We start from the raw sequence: 15,531 nt of genomic DNA, 5'->3' as shown, positions 1-15,531 counted from the left end.
CCCCATGTGGAAGGACGCCCGCCGTGACCACAACCGATGCGACACCGGAGGCCGGTCCGCTCGCCACCCCCGATATCCCCGCGATCGTCGCCGGCATCCGTAAGACATTTGCCACCGGACGCACCCGCGACGTGCAGTGGCGGCAGCAGCAGCTGCTGGGGTTGGAACGGCTGGTGGTCGACAACGAACCGGCGATCGCCGCGGCGCTGCACCAGGACCTGGGTCGCCAACCGTTCGAGGCCTGGCTCGCCGATGTGGCCAGTGTGGCCGCCGAGGCCGCCGACGCGGCAAAGAACCTCGGCAAGTGGACCCGGCGCAAATACCGCAGGCTGGAATTCTCCCAACTGCCCGGGCGCGGCTGGGTCGAGTACGAGCCGTTCGGTGCGGTCTTGATCATCGGCGCGTGGAACTTCCCGTTCGCCCTGACCCTCGGACCGGCCGTCGGTGCACTGGCGGCAGGCAATGCCGTCGTGATGAAACCGTCGGAGCTGGCCCCGGCGTCGTCGGCGTTGATGGCCGAACTTGTCCCGCGCTATCTGGACCCAGGAGCCGTGGTGGTCGTCGAGGGCGGCGCGGCGGTGAGTAAGGAACTCATCGAGCAGGGGTTCGACAAGTTGTGTTTCACCGGTGGCACCGAGATCGGACGCAAGGTGTACCAGCTGGCGGCCGAGCAGCTCACCCCGGTGACCCTGGAATTGGGTGGCAAGAGCCCGGTGATCGTCGCCGCGGACGCCGATATCGAGGTGGCCGCCAAGCGCATCGCCTGGACCAAGCTGATCAACTCCGGTCAGATCTGCATCGCCCCCGACTATGTGCTGGCCGACGCCAGCATCCGTGACGAACTGGTCGACCGGATCACGCGGGCCGTCACGGCATTCGAGGCAGACGCCACCGGCGGCAAGCGCATCGTCAACGGCAGGCACTTCGACCGGCTGACCACGGCTGTTGCCGCCACCACCGGTGACGTGGTGCTCGGCGGCGGGTCCAATGCGGCTGCGCTGGAGATCGATCCGACGGTCGTCGTGGATCCCGCGCTGGACGAGCCGCTGATGACCGACGAGATCTTCGGACCGATCCTGCCCATCGTGACAGTTCAAAACCTGGACGAGGCAATCGAATTCGTCAACGCGCGGCCAAAACCGCTGGCCGCTTACCTGTTCACCAAGTCCAAGGACACCCGCGAAAGGGTGATCCGTGAGGTATCGGCCGGCGGCATGGTGGTCAACCACCTGATCTTCCATTTCGCGACCACCCGGCTGCCGTTCGGTGGCGTCGGGCCCTCGGGAATCGGGGCTTACCACGGGCGCTTCGGCTTCGAGGAATTCAGCCACCGCAAGTCGGTCCTGACCAAGCCCACCCGGCCCGATCTGGCCAAGCTGATCTACCCGCCCTACACCGAGAAGGCGTGGAAACTCGCGCGAAAGATCTTCTGATGCACCAAAAAGGGGGCACCCTGTTGGGTGCCCCCTCCTGGCGCTGCGGCGACGGCGGCTCGTCAGTGGCCGGCCGTTCAGTGGCTCTGGTGAACCGTGTTGTCGACCTGCGGGGCCGTCGCGTGCGGCTGGATGTCGTAGATCCAGTCGTGGTGGCTGATATCGGCCGACGCCGGGGCTGCCAGGCCCAGGACCGCTGCCGTCAGGCCGCCGGCGATGATTCCTGCGATGGAGAACTTCTTCATGATCCTGCCTCTTCCTTGATCCGTATCGGGGCTCTTCGCTCCGGTCTGACAGGTAAAACGCACAGGTCAGCGAGGTAATCCCGATGGCAGCGATTGATCGACGGTTGGCAGGAAACCTGCGTCGGCGGACCCGGTTCACCGGCACCTAACCGACCGCCGTATACAGAAGAATGAAGCTCGGCTGAAACGAAACTCGTTGGAGAGGAATCCCATGCCCGGAGTGCAGGATCGCGTCGTCGTCGTCACCGGAGCCGGTGGCGGTTTGGGCCGTGAGTACGCGTTGACACTGGCCCGTGAGGGCGCCAGCGTCGTCGTCAACGATCTCGGTGGTTCCCGGGATGGCACCGGCGCCGGCCACAACATGGCCGACCAGGTGGTGTCCGAGATCAAGGAGGCCGGCGGCCGCGCCGTGGCCAACTACGACAGCGTCGCCGAACCCGAGGGCGCCGAGAACATCATCAAGACCGCGATCGACGAGTTCGGCAAGGTCGACGGCGTGGTGAGCAACGCCGGCATCCTGCGCGACGGCACCTTCCACAAGATGACGTACGAGAACTGGGATGCGGTGCTCAAGGTGCACCTGTACGGCGGCTACAACGTCATCCGCGCGGCCTGGCCGCACTTCCGTGAGCAGAGCTTCGGCCGCGTGGTGGTCGCCACCTCCACCAGCGGGCTGTTCGGTAACTTCGGGCAGGCCAACTACGGGGCCGCCAAGCTCGGCCTGGTCGGCCTGATCAACACGCTGGCCCAGGAAGGGGCCAAGTACAACATCAAGACCAACGCCGTCGCGCCGATCGCGGCCACCCGGATGACCCAGGACATCCTGCCGCCGGAGGTGTTCGAGAAGCTGACCCCCGAGTACGTCGCACCGGTGGTGGCCTACCTGATGACCGAGGAACTGCCCGACACCGACTCGGTGTTCATCGTCGGCGGCGGCAAGGTGCAGCGCACCGCGCTGTTCCAGAACGACGGCGTCACCTTCACCGAGGTGCCGACGGTGGACGATATCGCCGCCAAGTGGGGCGAGATCACCGACCTGTCCGCGGCGCAGGCGGCGAGCTTCAAGCTCGGATGAAAGCCCTTGTCGCACAGGCCCTGACCGGCACCGACGGGTTGGCCTACACCGACGTCGACGATCCGGTGTCCGGTGACGCCGTGATCGTCGACGTCGGCGCGGCCGGGGTGTGCTTCCCCGATCTGTTGTTGTTGCGCGGTGAGTACCAACTGCGGTTGGAGCCGCCGTTCATCCCGGGGATGGAGGTAGCCGGCACGGTGCGGTCGGCGCCGCAGGGCTCGAATCTTGCCGTCGGCCAGCGAGTCTCGGCGATGACCATGCTGGGCGGCTACGCCGAGCAGGTCGCGGTGGCTGCCTCAAGCGTGGTGCCCACGCCCGACGCGATCGACGATGCGTCGGCCACCGCGCTGCTCGGCAACTACTACACGATGTACTTCGCGCTGCAGCGCCGTGCGGCCCTGCGGGCCGGCGAGACGGTGCTGGTGCTCGGCTCGGCCGGCGGCATCGGGGTGGCGAGCATCCAGATCGCGAAGGCGCTCGGCGCCCGGGTGGTGGCGCTGGTGCATCGCGCCGAGGCCCTCGATTTCGTGTCCGGCGTGGGCGCCGACGTGGTGCTGCCGCTGGCCGAGGGCTGGAAGCAAGCGGTGCTGGACGCCACCGGCGGGCGCGGCGTGGACGTGGTGGTGGATCCGGTCGGCGGCGACGCCTTCGACGATGCGATTCGGGTACTGGCCCCCGAAGGACGCCTGTTGGTCATCGGTTTCGCTGCCGGACAGGGCATTCCGACGGTCAAGGTGAACCGGCTGCTATTGCGCAACGTCAGCGTGGTGGGCGTCGGCTGGGGTGAGTTCCTGCGGCACGAGCCGGCGGCCCAGGCGGGGGTCGGGGCCGGGCTGGCCGCCCTGGTGGCCGCCGGGCTGCGTCCGCCCGCTCCGGTCACCTACCCGCTGGCCGACGGCGCCGCCGGGCTGCAGGCCCTGGCCGACGGCAAGATCAAGGGCAAACTCGTCCTGGTGCCGTGAGCACCCTCGGGCTCGTCCTCGTCGCCCTGGTCATCGCCGTCGGTCTGGCCGGCATCGTGATCCCGGTGCTGCCCGGCGGATTACTGGTGTTCGCCGCGATCACGGTGTGGGCGCTGGTCGAACAGAGCACCGTCGGCTGGGTGACCCTGGGTATCGCCGCGGCGTTGTTCGTCACCGCCGAGGTGGTCAAGTACGCGTGGCCGGTGCGCCGGATGCGCCAGGCCCAGGTGAGTACCTGGAGCCTGGTGGCCGGTGCGGTGCTCGGTGTGATCGGCTTCTTCGTGATCCCCGTGCTCGGCCTGGTGCTCGGCTTCGTCGCCGGGGTGTATCTGGCCGAATTGGCCAAGCGACGCGATCAACGCCGGGCGTGGGCGTCGACGGTGCACGCCCTCAGGGGCGTCGCGCTGTCGGTTGGCGTCGAGCTCACCGGGGCGCTGCTGGCGACGATCACCTGGGTGTGCGCCGTCCTGATCTGGTGATTTCGGCGCGGTTACCCGCGGTGGGCGCGGAGAAGCGCGCCGAAATCACGCCTGCAGGGCGGCGCGCAACCAGTCGATCTGCTCCGGGGTCACCTCGGAGACGTCCAGGAAACCTCCGAGCGAGCCGTATTTCTCGTCGCGGACCCGCCACGCCGCCTCCAGGTACTCCTCCCGGACGCCGAGCACCTCGTCGGTCAGCCGGGCCTCGGCGAAGGTGATCACCTCGGGGGTCTCGCCGGCGCGGGCCCGCACCTGCTCCAGGATCTGTTCCCGCAGCGCGGGAATGGCGTCATTGCTGCGCAGGAAGTCACCCAGGATGGTGTCGCGGTCGACACCCACCGCCTCCAGCACGGTCGCAACGGTGAACCCGGTGCGGTCCTTCCCGGCGAAGCAGTGCGCGAGCACGGGCCTGCCGTCGGCCAGCAACGAGATGACCTGGCGCACCGCGGTCTGGGCCCCGGGCAGCGCCGGAAACTCCTCGTACACCTCGGCCATGTAGCGCTTGGCCGATTCGGTGACGTCCTCGTCTGCCGGCGACTCGGACATCACCCGCTGGAACGTCGACTCGTGCGGGGCGTCCTGCTCGCTGTCGTCGTCGAAGTGGAACGGCAGCAGGTGGATCTGCACGTCATCGGGCACGTGGCCGGGCCCGCGCCGCTGGACCTCCCGGTGCGACCGCAGATCGGCGACGTCGGTGATACCCAGTTCGACGAGCCGCCGGCCGCCGTCGTCGGTGAGCCTGCTCAGCTCGCTCGCGCGGTAGAACAGGCCGGGACGGACCCCGGTCTGCTCGGCGACGTCACGAAAATTCCAGGCGCCCGGCAGTTCCACGGTTACTACTGTGTCACGCTCGTTCCGATGCGCGGCACGCCGCCGTCGCAAACGCCGATTTCTCCTGGCCGAGCTCCGCGCGGGCGATGGTCCGCATGTGCACCTCGTCGGGCCCGTCGAACAGCCGCATGGCGCGATGCCAGGCGTACAGCCGGGCCAACGGGAAATCGTCGGAGACTCCCGCACCGCCGTGCACCTGGATGGCCCGGTCCAGCACATCGCAGGCCACCTGCGGGGCCACCGACTTGATTTGGGAGACCAGCACGTGGGCGGCCTTGTTGCCCTGCTGGTCGATGGTCCAGGCCGCCTTCTCGCACAGCAGCCTGGCCTGGTCGATCTCGTTGCGCGACTTGGCGATCGCCTCGCGGACCACGCCTTGCTCGGCCAGCGGCTTACCGAACGCGATGCGGGTCTGCACCCGGTCGACCATGAGCGCCAGCGCCCGCTCGGCCGCACCGAGGGCGCGCATGCAGTGGTGGATGCGGCCCGGTCCCAGGCGGGCCTGGGCGATCGCGAACCCGCTGCCCTCCTCGTGCAGCAGGTTCTCGGTGGGCACCCGGACGTTGTCGAAGACGATCTCGCAGTGCCCGTGCTGGTCCTGCCAGCCGAACACCGGCAGCGAACGCTGGATGTCCACGCCGGGTGTGTCGGCGGGGACCAGGATCATCGACTGCTGCTGGTGGGCGGCTGCGTCCGGGTTGGTGCGGCCCATCACGATCAGGATCTTGCAGCGCGGATCCGAGGCCCCGGTGATCCACCACTTGCGCCCGTTGATGACGTAATCGGACCCGTCGCGCAGCATGGTGGTCTCGATATTGCGGGCATCGCTGGAGGCCACGGCCGGTTCGGTCATGGCGAAGGCCGACCGGATCTCACCATCGAGCAGCGGTTGCAGCCACTGCTTGCGCTGGGCCTCGTTGCCGAACAGGTGCAGGGTTTCCATGTTGCCGGTGTCCGGCGCGGCGCAGTTGAGCACCTCGGGGGCGATCTCCATGCTCCAGCCCGAAAGCTCGGCCAGCGGCGCGTACTCCAGGTTGGTCAGCCCGGACTCCGACGGTAGGAACAGGTTCCACAGCCCCGCGGCGCGCGCTTTGACCTTGAGGTCTTCGACCACCGGGGGCACCGTGTGATCCTTCGGGCCCTTCTCCTCGCGATAGGCGTGATAGGAGGCCTCGGCCGGGAACACGTGCTCGACCATGAAATCGGAAAGCCGCTGGTGGTAATCGGCCGCCTTGGCTGACATCGCGAAGTCCATGACCGTCACGATAGGCCACCTGGTTAGACAAGTGGAACAAGTCGACCATCGCGCAGCGCCAGCTCGCCCAGGGCAAGCAGCCGAGGCCATTCGGGCTGGCCGGTCTGGTCGACCAAAGGCGCACGCCGGCGTTCCTGTTTCTGGACCCACCGGACCACACCCGGCTGCGCAAGCTGGTCGTCAAGGCGTTCGCGCCGCGGGTGATCAGCGCGATGCAGGCCGAGATCACCGCGGTGGTCGATGATCTGCTGGACACCGCGCAGCAGAACGGCGAGTTCGATGCGGTGACGGGTCTGGCCTATCCACTCGCGGTGGCCGTGATCTGCCGGTTGCTCGGCGTGCCGGTCGAGGACGAGCCTCAGTTCGGCCGGGCCAGCACCCTGCTCGGACAGACCGTCGACCCGTTCCTCGCCGCCACCGGCGTGCCGGAGGGTTTCCACGAGCGCATCGAGGCCGGGAAGTGGCTGCGTTCCTATTTTCGGGAGCTCATCGCGCGGCGGCGCCGCGCTCCGGGTGACGACCTGATCTCGGCGCTGGTCGCCGTCGAGGAATCCGGTGACCAGCTCACCGAGGACGAAATCATTTCGACGTGCAACCTGCTGCTGATCGCCGGCCACGAATCCACGGTGAGTCTGATCGCGACCGCCATCCTGGTGATGCTGCGCGACCGAGCGCAGTGGAAGGCGCTCGGTGCCGACCCCGGACGCGCTGCCCGGGTGGTGGAGGAGACGCTGCGCTGGGACCCGCCGGCCCAGTTGCTGGGCCGGATCGCCGCCGAGGACATCGTCCTGCCGGACATCACCGTCCCCAAAGGCGACACCATGATCGTGCTGCTGGCCGCCGCCCATCGGGACCCCGCGGTCAACGCCCGACCGGATGACTTCGACCCGGACCGCAGCCCGATCCGGCATCTGGGCTTCGGACACGGCACACATTTCTGTCTGGGGGCCGCTCTGGTCCGGATGGAGGCCTCGATCGCGTTGTCCGCGGTGACGGCCCGGTTCCCGGGCGCCCGGTTGGCGGGGGAGCCGGTGTACAAGCCCAATGTGACCCTGCGCGGTATCGCGTCGTTGCCGGTGCAGATCTAGGCAGTGTCAGTCCTGCACCGCCTTGGCGATCGCAACGCAGGTCGTCAGGCAGCGTGGATCTGGTTCGGCCGCCTCGGTCAGCTCCCACATCGCGTTGTGCATGACCCGCACCGTCACCCATGCTCGGGCCCGGTCGGCGTCCAGCCCCGCGGCGTCGACCAGGGTGTAGAACCGGCGCCGCACACCGTCGCGGACGTAGCCCGTCAGCTCGTCCCACCGGTTCCAGAGCATGGGCGCGAGCTCGTAATGCGGATCCCCGTCCATCGGTTTGGGATCGATCACCAGCCAGGGCTCCCGGTCGGCGGCCAACACGTTGGCGTAGTGCAGGTCGCCGTGGATCAGCGTTCCGCCGCACGCGGCGTCGGTGACGAAATCGTCGCCAAGGCTGATGGCCTGTTCCACCAGCCGGCGGGGCACCGCCGCGTTGCGGGGCAGCGCTCGCAGCCCCGCGGTCCATTCCCTGACGAAGCCGGCAAGCGGTCGTAGTTGCGGCAGCGCGGCGACGTGGATGCGCCCGTACAGCCCGGCGACCACCTCGCACGCCTCGATATCCCACAGTTCCTCGAGATTTCGGTCCTGCAGCCGTTCCAACAGCAGGGACCGGGAATGCGGATCGGCGCGCAACAGCCGGACCGCTCCGGACCCGCCCCAGCGGCGCAGCGCCAGATGCTCGTGCTCGGATTCGGTGTCGGGGAAGGCCACCTTCAGCACGGCAGAATCGCCGTCTCCGGTGCGTACCGGCAGCACGATCGAACAGAACCCGTGTCGGGGTGCGCCGTCGAGCACCAGGTTCCAGCCGTCCAGCTGCGCGGAGACCAGGGTGGGCAGGCGATCCACCCAGGCCTGCCACTGCGGTCCCCGGGCTGCCATGGCCGTCACCGCCTCGGGAAGGACGATCACCGTGCCATCCTGCCAGCGGGTCCGGGATTCGCGCCCCTGGCCTGCACGCCGCGGGACTTCTTTGACAGACTGGTCGGCATGGCACAGATAACCATCAAGGGAAACCCCATCCACACCGTCGGCGAGCTTCCTGCTGTGGGAGCGCCGGCGCCGGCTTTCTCCCTGACCGGCACCGATCTGGCGCCCGTCAGCAGCGACAAGTTCAGCGGTAAGTCCGTCGTGCTGAACATCTTCCCGTCGGTCGACACGCCGGTCTGCGCCACCAGTGTCCGGACCTTCAACGAGCGGGCCGCCGCCAGCGGCGCCACCGTGGTGAACGTGTCCAAGGATCTGCCGTTCGCGCAGAGCCGGTTCTGCGGTGCCGAGGGCCTGGAGAACGTCATCGCGGCATCGGCGTTCCGGGACAGCTTCGGTGAGGACTACGGCGTCACCCTCGTCGACGGTCCGTTCGCCGGCTTGCTCGGTCGTGCCGTCGTGGTGATCGGTGCCGACGGCAACGTCGCCTACACCGAACTGGTCCCCGAGATCGCGCAGGAGCCGAACTACGACGCCGCGCTCGCGGCGGTCAAGTAGGCCCCGCCCCACACGCCGTAAAAGCGCCGGTTCGCACAGCGAATCGGCGCTTTTTCATGTCGCCGATCACCGTTCGGTCACGGTATTGCATCTCATCAGCGTTGTGCCGCATGGAATTTGGGTTGCTGGCCTAGAGGGCGGTAGAAATGTCTTCAGTGGCCGTCAATTACGGGGTCACATCGTGAATCCCGCGTGAATTGCAGAGAGTTGAGGTTCGGATGAAGCGCATCTGTGCCTTGTTGATCGGCTTGGCAGTGTTGCTGGCCACCCCCGGTATCGCCGCCGCGGACCCGTTCGGGCGACCCGCACGAAACCAGCAGGCGATCGACTTCGTCATCGCGCGCGCCTTGTCCCAGCGCGGGGTTCCCTACACCTACGGTGGCGGTAATGCCAGCGGGCCGACTCGCGGTGTGCCGCAAGATGTCACACCGCTGGCCGCCGACCCGGCCACCGGGTTCGGCACACCTCAGGTGGCTGCCGGAGCCCCCGGGTTGGTCCCGGGTCTGAACTTCCCCGGACTGGCAGCGCCGACGGCCGCGGCGCCGACGGTCGACCCCAACGCCAACGTCGTCGGGTTCGATGCGTCCGGCCTGATCGTCTACGCCTTCGCCGGTGTCGGGCTCAAACTCCCCCGATCTTCCGGTGAGCAGTACAAGGTGGGCCAGAAGGTGTTGCCGTCGCAGGCCCTGCCCGGTGACCTGATCTTCTTCGGGCCGGACGGTACCCAGAGTGTGGCGTTGTTCCTGGGGAACGGCCAGATGCTGGAAGCCACCAGTCCGGTGGTCACCGTGTCACCGGTGCGCACGGACACCATGGCCCCGTACCTGGTTCGCCTCATCGCCTGACCCCGTCTGGACGGCGACTTGTGCACGTTCTGTCACCCCAGAGATGACAGGACGTGCACACGTCGCTGATTAGGTCCGCACCGGCAGCGAGGCGTCCCGGCGCAACACGAAGAAATAGGGCCGGGAGACGCCGCGCAGATCCATGGCACCGATCACCTCGTCGTCGGACAGCCGGCGGAAGACGTCGTTGATGGGCAATTGGTCGTAGATCATCGTGGCGGTGTCGATGTCGCGATACCTGGTGGTCCGCAGCCGGGCCTTCGGGGCAGAGGTGCCCAGAATCGGTCGCAGCCTGGAGATCGGCCGTTGCAACGACGCGGATTTCAGGATCGGCAGCTTGCTGGTGGGGCCGAGTCCGGCGAAGGCGAGCAGCGGGTTCATCGCCCACAACCCCGCGCGGTCGGCAGTGGGGAACAGCAGCGGATGAACCTTCTCGGCGCCCAGGAACTGCTTACCCCACCAACCACTGGCGGCAAGCAGCCCATCCAGCGGATGACCGGTCGGCAGTTCGGCGCCGCGCCAGGTGCCGAGCATGAAGTCCGGATCCACCGCAGGCGCGGCGTCGAACACCTCGAGGGCCTCGGCAGTGGTGGTTGGCACGGTCGGCAGAACGTCCTGAGCGAGCATGCCGCGACCATACTTGACAGGCGTCAAGTTGGGCAACGTCAGACGCCGACGTAGGCCGCCAAGTGCTCGCCGGTCAGCGTGGCGCGCCGTTCCACAAGGGTGCGGGGCGTTCCCTCGAACACCACCCGACCACCGTCGTGTCCCGCGCCGGGGCCCAGATCGATGATCCAGTCCGCGTGTGCCATCACCGCCTGATGATGTTCGATCACCACCACCGACTTGCCAGAGTCGACGATCCGGTCCAGCAGCGCCAGCAACTGCGCGACATCGGCCAGATGCAGCCCGGAGGTCGGCTCGTCCAGCACATAGACGCCGCCCTTCTCGCCGAGGTGAGTGGCCAGCTTCAACCGTTGCCGCTCGCCGCCGGACAGCGTGGTCAACGGTTGGCCCAGCGTGAGGTAGCCGAGTCCGACATCGGCGAGACGTTCCAGGATCTTGTGCGCGGCCGGCAGCGCGGCCGTCTCGGCGAAGAAGTCCGATGCCTCGGTCACGGGCATCGTCAGAACCTCGCTGATATTGTGCCCGCCCAACGTGTATTCCAGCACCGCGGCATCGAACCGTCGGCCCTCACATTCCTCGCACGTTGTCGCCACCCCGGCCATGATCGCCAGGTCGGTGTAGATGACGCCGGCACCCTTGCAGGCGGGGCAGGCACCCTCGGAGTTGGCGCTGAACAAGGCCGGTTTGACGCCGTTGGTCTTGGCGAAGGCCTTGCGGATGGGCTCGAGCAGCCCGGTGTAGGTCGCGGGATTGCTGCGCCGCGAACCCCGGATGGGGGATTGGTCGACGGCCACCACCCCGTCGCGCCCGGCCACCGACCCGTGGATCAGCGAGCTCTTACCCGACCCGGCCACCCCGGTCACCACGACGAGCACACCGAGGGGGATGTCGACATCCACGCCCACCAGGTTGTGGGTGTCGGCGCCGCGCACCTCCAGCGCGCCGGTGGGTTCACGCACGGCGTCTTTCAACCTGGCGCGGTAATCCAGATGCCGTCCGGTCAGGGTGCCGCTCTTACGCAGTTGTGCCACGGTGCCTTCGAACACCACCTGGCCGCCCGCGGAGCCCGCTCCCGGGCCGAGGTCGACCACGTGGTCGGCCACCCTGATCGCTTCGGGTTTGTGTTCGACCACCAGCACGGTGTTGCCCTTGTCGCGCAGCCGCAGCAACAGGTCGTTCATCCTGGCGATATCGTGCGGATGTAGACCCACCGTGGGCTCGTCGAACACGTAGGTGACATCGGTCAGCGCCGACCCGAGCTGGCGGATCATCTTGACCCGCTGAGCTTCCCCGCCGGAAAGCGTGCCCGACGGCCGATCCAGCGACAGATAACCCAATCCGATCTCGACGAAGGAGTCCAGGGTGTGGCGCAGTGCCGCGAGCAGCGGTGCCACGCCTGTCTCGTCGATCCCGGTGATCCATTCCGCCAGATCGCTGATCTGCATGGCGCACACGTCGGCGATGTTGCGGCCCTTGATCTTCGACGAGCGCGCCAACTCGGACAGTCTGGTGCCGTCGCACTCCGGACAGACGGCGAAGGTCACCGCACGTTCGACGAAGGCGCGGATGTGCGGTTGCATCGCGTCGACATCCTTGGACAGGAAGGACTTCTGGATCGTCGGGATCAGGCCGGCGTAGGTGAGGTTGATCCCGTCCACCTGGATCTTGGTCGGCTCCTTGTACAGCAGTGCGTCCAGTTCCTTCTTGGTGAACTTTCGAATCGGCTTGTCCGGGTCGAAGAATCCGCAGCCCCGGAAGATCCGGCCGTACCAACCGTCCATGCTGTAGCCGGGGATGCTCAGCGCACCGTCGTTGAGCGACTTGGCCTCGTCGTACAGGGCAGCCAGATCGATATCGTTGACCACGCCGCGTCCTTCGCAGCGCGGGCACATCCCACCGGTGATGCTGAACTCCCGGCGCTCCTTGACGGTCTTGCCGCCGCGTTCCATCTTCACCGCCCCGGCGCCGCTGATCGAGGCCACGTTGAACGAAAACGCCTGCGGTGAACCGATATGCGGTGTACCCAGCCTGCTGAACAGGATGCGCAGCATGGGCCCGGTATCGGTTGCGGTGCCGACGGTGGAGCGGGGATCGGCGCCCAGGCGTTGCTGGTCGACGATGATGGCGGTGGTCAGGCCGTCCAGCACGTCGACGTCGGGGCGGCCCAGCGTCGGCATGAATCCCTGCACGAAGGCGCTGTAGGTCTCGTTGATCAGCCGCTGAGATTCCGCGGCGATGGTGTCGAAAACCAGCGAACTCTTACCCGATCCGGACACCCCGGTGAACACCGTCAAGCGGCGCTTGGGCAACTCGATGCTCACATCTTTGAGGTTGTTCTCCCGCGCTCCGGTGACGCGGATCCGGTCGTGGCTGTCGGCGCCGGCGCTCATCGCGCCGTGTTCAACTCGATCGCCGCCAGTATCAACGCCGTCAAGGCGTCCTCGTCGATCTCGTCGCCCTCACGAATATCGATGGCGCGCCTGGTGTTTCCGGTCAAACTGGAGTTGAACAGGCCACTGGGGTCGGGCAACTTGGCGCCTTTGGCGAACGTCAGTTTGAGGTAGTCCTTGTAGGTTTCCCCGGTGCAGATCATGCCGTCGTGTGACCACACCGGCACGCCCCGCCACTTCCATTCCTCGATGACATCGGGGTCGGCCCGGTGGATCACCTCTCGCACCCGGGCCAGGGTGTCCCCACGCCAGTCGGACAGCTCGCGGATCCGTGCGTCGATCAGGTCGGTCGCCGAGTCGCCATCAGATGTCGTCGCCATTGCCGACACTCCTTCTCAGTGCACTTCCTGGATGCGGATCATGGTGCCCGCAGGGTCACGCACGGCACAGTCGCGGACGCCATAGGGCTGAGCGGTCGGTTCTTGGACGATGTCGGCTTCGGTGGCCTGCAAGCGCTGGAAGGTGGCGTCGAGGTCCTTGGTGGCGAGCACGATGATGGCGTAGGTGCCCTTGGCCATCATCTCGGCGATGGTGCGGCGTTCTTCGTCGGTGGCGCCGGGGTCGGCAGCGGGTGGGTGCAGCACGATCGAGGTGCCCGGCTGGTTCGGCGGTCCGACGGTGATCCAGCGCATCTTGCCCGCACCGACGTCCAACCTGACCTCGAATCCGAGGATGTCGCGGTAGAACGCCAGCGATTCCTCCGGGTCGTCGTGCGGCAGAAAGGTGTTGTGAATGGTGATGTCGGTGTTCGGCATGCAGTTCACGCTAGGTGCAGGCCAACCGCAGGGGCTTCTCGATTCCTGATCGGTTTGGTCACGTTCTTCTCCATACAGGACGGCAACCCCTTGGTGATACCGGCGGTCTGGTCGCGGTACACGCTGGGTGGTACGCCCACCAGTTCGGTGAATCGGGTACTGAAGGTGCCCAGCGACGAACAACCCACCGCGAAGCACACCTCGGTAACGGTCCGGTCGCCGCGCCGCAGCAGCGCCATCGCACGTTCGATCCGCCGGGTCATCAGATAGGAGTACGGCGACTCGCCGAAGGCGAGTTTGAACTGCCGAGACAGGTGCCCCGCGGACATGTTCACCCCGCGCGCCAGGGCCTCGACGTCCAGCGGTTGGGCGTACTCGCGGTCCATCCGGTCCCGGACACGGCGCAACAGCTTGAGGTCGCGCAGCCGCTGCTCCGTGGAGTCCATATCCGGACTCTACTAACGTCGAGACGTGCACTGGATCGTCGATGCGATGAACGTGATCGGATCGCGGCCCGACGGCTGGTGGAAGGACCGGCACGGTGCGATGGTCGCGTTGGTGGCCCGGCTGGAGAAATGGGTGGTCGACGGCGATCGGGTGACGGTCGTCTTCGAGCGGCCGCCCTCGCCGCCGATCGGGTCCGATTTGATCATGATCGCGCATGCGCCGGCCGCCGCCGCGGACTCGGCCGACGACGAGATCGTCCGGTTGCTCCAGCACGACCCCCGGCGGGATCGGATCACCGTGGTGACTTCGGATGGTGTGCTGGCCGGTCGGGTTCGCGCCGCCGGCGCGCAGGTGTGTCCGGCGGCCAGGTTCCGCGCCGTGCTCGATGCCGCAAGCTCGATGGACGATCGATAACGGCTTCCCGCAACGTCTTTCGATCCGATCAGTATCCCGCATCGGGTTGCGAGGTGTCGCCGCACACCACCCGGCGCATTGCGGCACGGGAATCGGTGAACTCTGATAGACAAGATCTGTGTCGCGAAATCTGGACGCCGGATCGGGCGGGAGTGCGCGTGTGCTGTGCCCGCACCCGGTCATCTGCCGTTCGGTTGCTGTTCGGCTGAGCGCTCTACGGTGCGCGGATGCGTGAGCTTCTGAAGAACGCCGGCGCGGTGCTGGGTGCGGTCACCTGGCTCCTCGGCGTCACCGGTGCCGTACCCGGCTGCGCCCCCTCGGCCCGCGCGGCGGCGCTCGATTTCGGCGGCCTGGTCCGGACCTACGAGCTGCATGTGCCCGCCGGATCCCGGCCCTCGGCACTGGTGATCAACCTGCACGCGGCCGGGGCGACCGGCCGCGACCAGGCCGCCCTCACGCACTACGACGCCGTCGCCGACGCCCACGGCTTCGCCGTGGCCTACCCCGACGGTCTCGATATGAGTTGGGCCGACGGCCGCGGTGCGTCCGTCCCGGACCGCCAAGGCGTCGACGATGTCGGCTTCCTCACCACGCTGGCCTCGAAGTTGGTGTCCGACTTGGGAATCAGCCCCGGCCGCGTCTACGTGACCGGACTGTCGGCCGGCGCGTTCATGGCCAATCGGTTGGCCTGTGACCGCGCTGATCTGTTCGCCGCCATCGCTCCGGTCGCCGGCACGCTCGGCGCGAACGTGGGTTGCTCGCCGTCGCGTCCGGTCGCGGTGATGGCCACCTACGGCACCGCCGACCCGATCGTCCCGTTCGACGGCGGTCCGATGACGGGTCGCGGCGGGGTCAGCGACATCGTGTCGGCCCCGGCGCTGGTGCAACGGTGGCGTCAGCTCAACGGTTGTGCCGATACGCCCGCTCAGCAGCCGCTCGCGCCGAGCGGGGATGGGACACACACCGATCGCATCGATTATCCGCAGTGCGCACCCGGTGGCGAGGTGGTGTTCATGCGCGTCGACGGTGGCGGGCACACCTGGCCCGGCGCCCCGGAGGTGCTGCCCGCGCAGGCAGTGGGATTGGCCAGCCGCGGTTTCGACGCCTCGGAGGCCTCGTGGCGGTTCTTCGACTCACACGGTCGCTGAATCG

The 15,531-nt window shown here is 67.5% G+C and carries 17 protein-coding genes and 1 pseudogene; 9 read left to right on the top strand and 9 right to left on the bottom strand.

Features of this window, described 5'->3' with window-relative positions; all coding sequences use genetic code 11:
• Window positions 1-23 precede the first annotated feature (23 nt).
• Window positions 24-1,433 carry an aldehyde dehydrogenase family protein gene (locus tag SBI67_RS13130; RefSeq protein ID WP_318980968.1) on the top strand — a complete coding sequence of 470 codons (1,410 nt, stop codon included), beginning with the start codon at window positions 24-26 and terminating at the stop codon, window positions 1,431-1,433.
• A 77-nt stretch (window positions 1,434-1,510) separates the two neighbouring features.
• Here SBI67_RS13130 and SBI67_RS13125 read toward each other — a convergent pair whose 3' ends face one another.
• Window positions 1,511-1,678: a hypothetical protein gene (locus SBI67_RS13125; RefSeq protein ID WP_165605440.1), complete on the bottom strand. Its 168-nt coding sequence runs from the start codon at window positions 1,676-1,678 to the stop codon at window positions 1,511-1,513.
• A gap of 211 nt (window positions 1,679-1,889) precedes the next feature.
• On the opposite strand from SBI67_RS13125, the gene SBI67_RS13120 reads away from it, so the two are divergent.
• From SBI67_RS13120 to SBI67_RS13110, 3 genes are read left to right on the top strand one after another with little or no spacing between them, the layout of a single operon-like run.
• Complete coding sequence (locus SBI67_RS13120; protein WP_318980967.1) at window positions 1,890-2,753, top strand: SDR family oxidoreductase; 864 nt, start codon at window positions 1,890-1,892, stop codon at window positions 2,751-2,753.
• A complete protein-coding gene (locus SBI67_RS13115; protein WP_318980966.1) occupies window positions 2,750-3,715 on the top strand; it encodes an NADPH:quinone oxidoreductase family protein in 966 nt (321 codons plus the stop codon). The genes SBI67_RS13120 and SBI67_RS13115 overlap by 4 nt, the downstream gene beginning before the upstream one ends.
• Window positions 3,712-4,194 (top strand): DUF456 domain-containing protein, encoded by a 483-nt coding sequence (locus SBI67_RS13110; RefSeq protein ID WP_318980965.1) that lies wholly within the window; start codon window positions 3,712-3,714, stop codon window positions 4,192-4,194. The genes SBI67_RS13115 and SBI67_RS13110 overlap by 4 nt, the downstream gene beginning before the upstream one ends.
• A gap of 45 nt (window positions 4,195-4,239) precedes the next feature.
• Here the strand turns inward: SBI67_RS13110 and SBI67_RS13105 are convergent, their stop codons facing one another.
• Both SBI67_RS13105 and SBI67_RS13100 read right to left on the bottom strand, forming a co-directional pair.
• Window positions 4,240-5,025, bottom strand: a complete 786-nt coding sequence (locus tag SBI67_RS13105; protein WP_318980964.1) for a tyrosine-protein phosphatase — start codon at window positions 5,023-5,025, stop codon at window positions 4,240-4,242.
• Between the two features lie 13 nt (window positions 5,026-5,038).
• Complete coding sequence (locus SBI67_RS13100; RefSeq protein ID WP_318981327.1) at window positions 5,039-6,280, bottom strand: acyl-CoA dehydrogenase family protein; 1,242 nt, start codon at window positions 6,278-6,280, stop codon at window positions 5,039-5,041.
• Window positions 6,281-6,321: 41 nt separating this feature from the next.
• Between SBI67_RS13100 and SBI67_RS13095 the strand changes: the two are divergent.
• A pseudogene (locus SBI67_RS13095) lies at window positions 6,322-7,368 on the top strand (cytochrome P450); the annotation flags it as partial.
• A 6-nt stretch (window positions 7,369-7,374) separates the two neighbouring features.
• Here the strand turns inward: SBI67_RS13095 and SBI67_RS13090 are convergent.
• A complete protein-coding gene (locus SBI67_RS13090) occupies window positions 7,375-8,268 on the bottom strand; it encodes an aminoglycoside phosphotransferase family protein (protein ID WP_318980963.1) in 894 nt (297 codons plus the stop codon).
• A 78-nt stretch (window positions 8,269-8,346) separates the two neighbouring features.
• On the opposite strand from SBI67_RS13090, the gene tpx reads away from it, so the two are divergent.
• Complete coding sequence (tpx, locus tag SBI67_RS13085; protein WP_266047681.1) at window positions 8,347-8,841, top strand: thiol peroxidase; 495 nt, start codon at window positions 8,347-8,349, stop codon at window positions 8,839-8,841.
• Between the two features lie 218 nt (window positions 8,842-9,059).
• Window positions 9,060-9,686 carry an NlpC/P60 family peptidoglycan-binding protein RipD gene (gene ripD, locus SBI67_RS13080; protein WP_318980962.1) on the top strand — a complete coding sequence of 209 codons (627 nt, stop codon included), beginning with the start codon at window positions 9,060-9,062 and terminating at the stop codon, window positions 9,684-9,686.
• A gap of 69 nt (window positions 9,687-9,755) precedes the next feature.
• Here ripD and SBI67_RS13075 read toward each other — a convergent pair whose 3' ends face one another.
• Genes SBI67_RS13075 through SBI67_RS13055 form a run of 5 tightly spaced genes read right to left on the bottom strand, consistent with a single transcriptional unit; the run spans window position 9,756 to window position 13,964 of the window.
• Window positions 9,756-10,313 carry a DUF4334 domain-containing protein gene (locus tag SBI67_RS13075; protein WP_318980961.1) on the bottom strand — a complete coding sequence of 186 codons (558 nt, stop codon included), beginning with the start codon at window positions 10,311-10,313 and terminating at the stop codon, window positions 9,756-9,758.
• A 38-nt stretch (window positions 10,314-10,351) separates the two neighbouring features.
• Complete coding sequence (locus SBI67_RS13070) at window positions 10,352-12,703, bottom strand: ATP-binding cassette domain-containing protein (RefSeq protein WP_318980960.1); 2,352 nt, start codon at window positions 12,701-12,703, stop codon at window positions 10,352-10,354.
• A complete protein-coding gene (locus SBI67_RS13065) occupies window positions 12,700-13,083 on the bottom strand; it encodes a DUF1801 domain-containing protein (protein WP_318980959.1) in 384 nt (127 codons plus the stop codon). Before SBI67_RS13065 ends, SBI67_RS13070 begins: the two co-directional genes overlap by 4 nt.
• Window positions 13,084-13,098: 15 nt before the next feature.
• Complete coding sequence (locus tag SBI67_RS13060; RefSeq protein WP_318980958.1) at window positions 13,099-13,518, bottom strand: VOC family protein; 420 nt, start codon at window positions 13,516-13,518, stop codon at window positions 13,099-13,101.
• Window positions 13,519-13,523: 5 nt separating this feature from the next.
• Window positions 13,524-13,964 (bottom strand): helix-turn-helix transcriptional regulator, encoded by a 441-nt coding sequence (locus tag SBI67_RS13055; RefSeq protein WP_266047675.1) that lies wholly within the window; start codon window positions 13,962-13,964, stop codon window positions 13,524-13,526.
• 25 nt (window positions 13,965-13,989) lie between these two features.
• Between SBI67_RS13055 and SBI67_RS13050 the strand changes: the two genes are divergently transcribed.
• The gene (locus tag SBI67_RS13050) at window positions 13,990-14,379 is read left to right on the top strand and encodes an NYN domain-containing protein (protein ID WP_318980957.1); all 390 of its coding nucleotides are present in this window, start codon (window positions 13,990-13,992) and stop codon (window positions 14,377-14,379) included.
• A 227-nt stretch (window positions 14,380-14,606) separates the two neighbouring features.
• Window positions 14,607-15,527: an extracellular catalytic domain type 1 short-chain-length polyhydroxyalkanoate depolymerase gene (locus SBI67_RS13045; RefSeq protein WP_318980956.1), complete on the top strand. Its 921-nt coding sequence runs from the start codon at window positions 14,607-14,609 to the stop codon at window positions 15,525-15,527.
• Window positions 15,528-15,531 lie beyond the last annotated feature (4 nt).

It is taken from the genome of Mycolicibacterium chengduense (genome assembly GCF_033741155.1).
In the GTDB taxonomy this organism is placed as follows: domain Bacteria; phylum Actinomycetota; class Actinomycetes; order Mycobacteriales; family Mycobacteriaceae; genus Mycobacterium.
The sequence above is the reverse complement of the archived record's forward strand: the minus strand, read 5'-3'. Positions and strand labels throughout refer to the sequence as shown.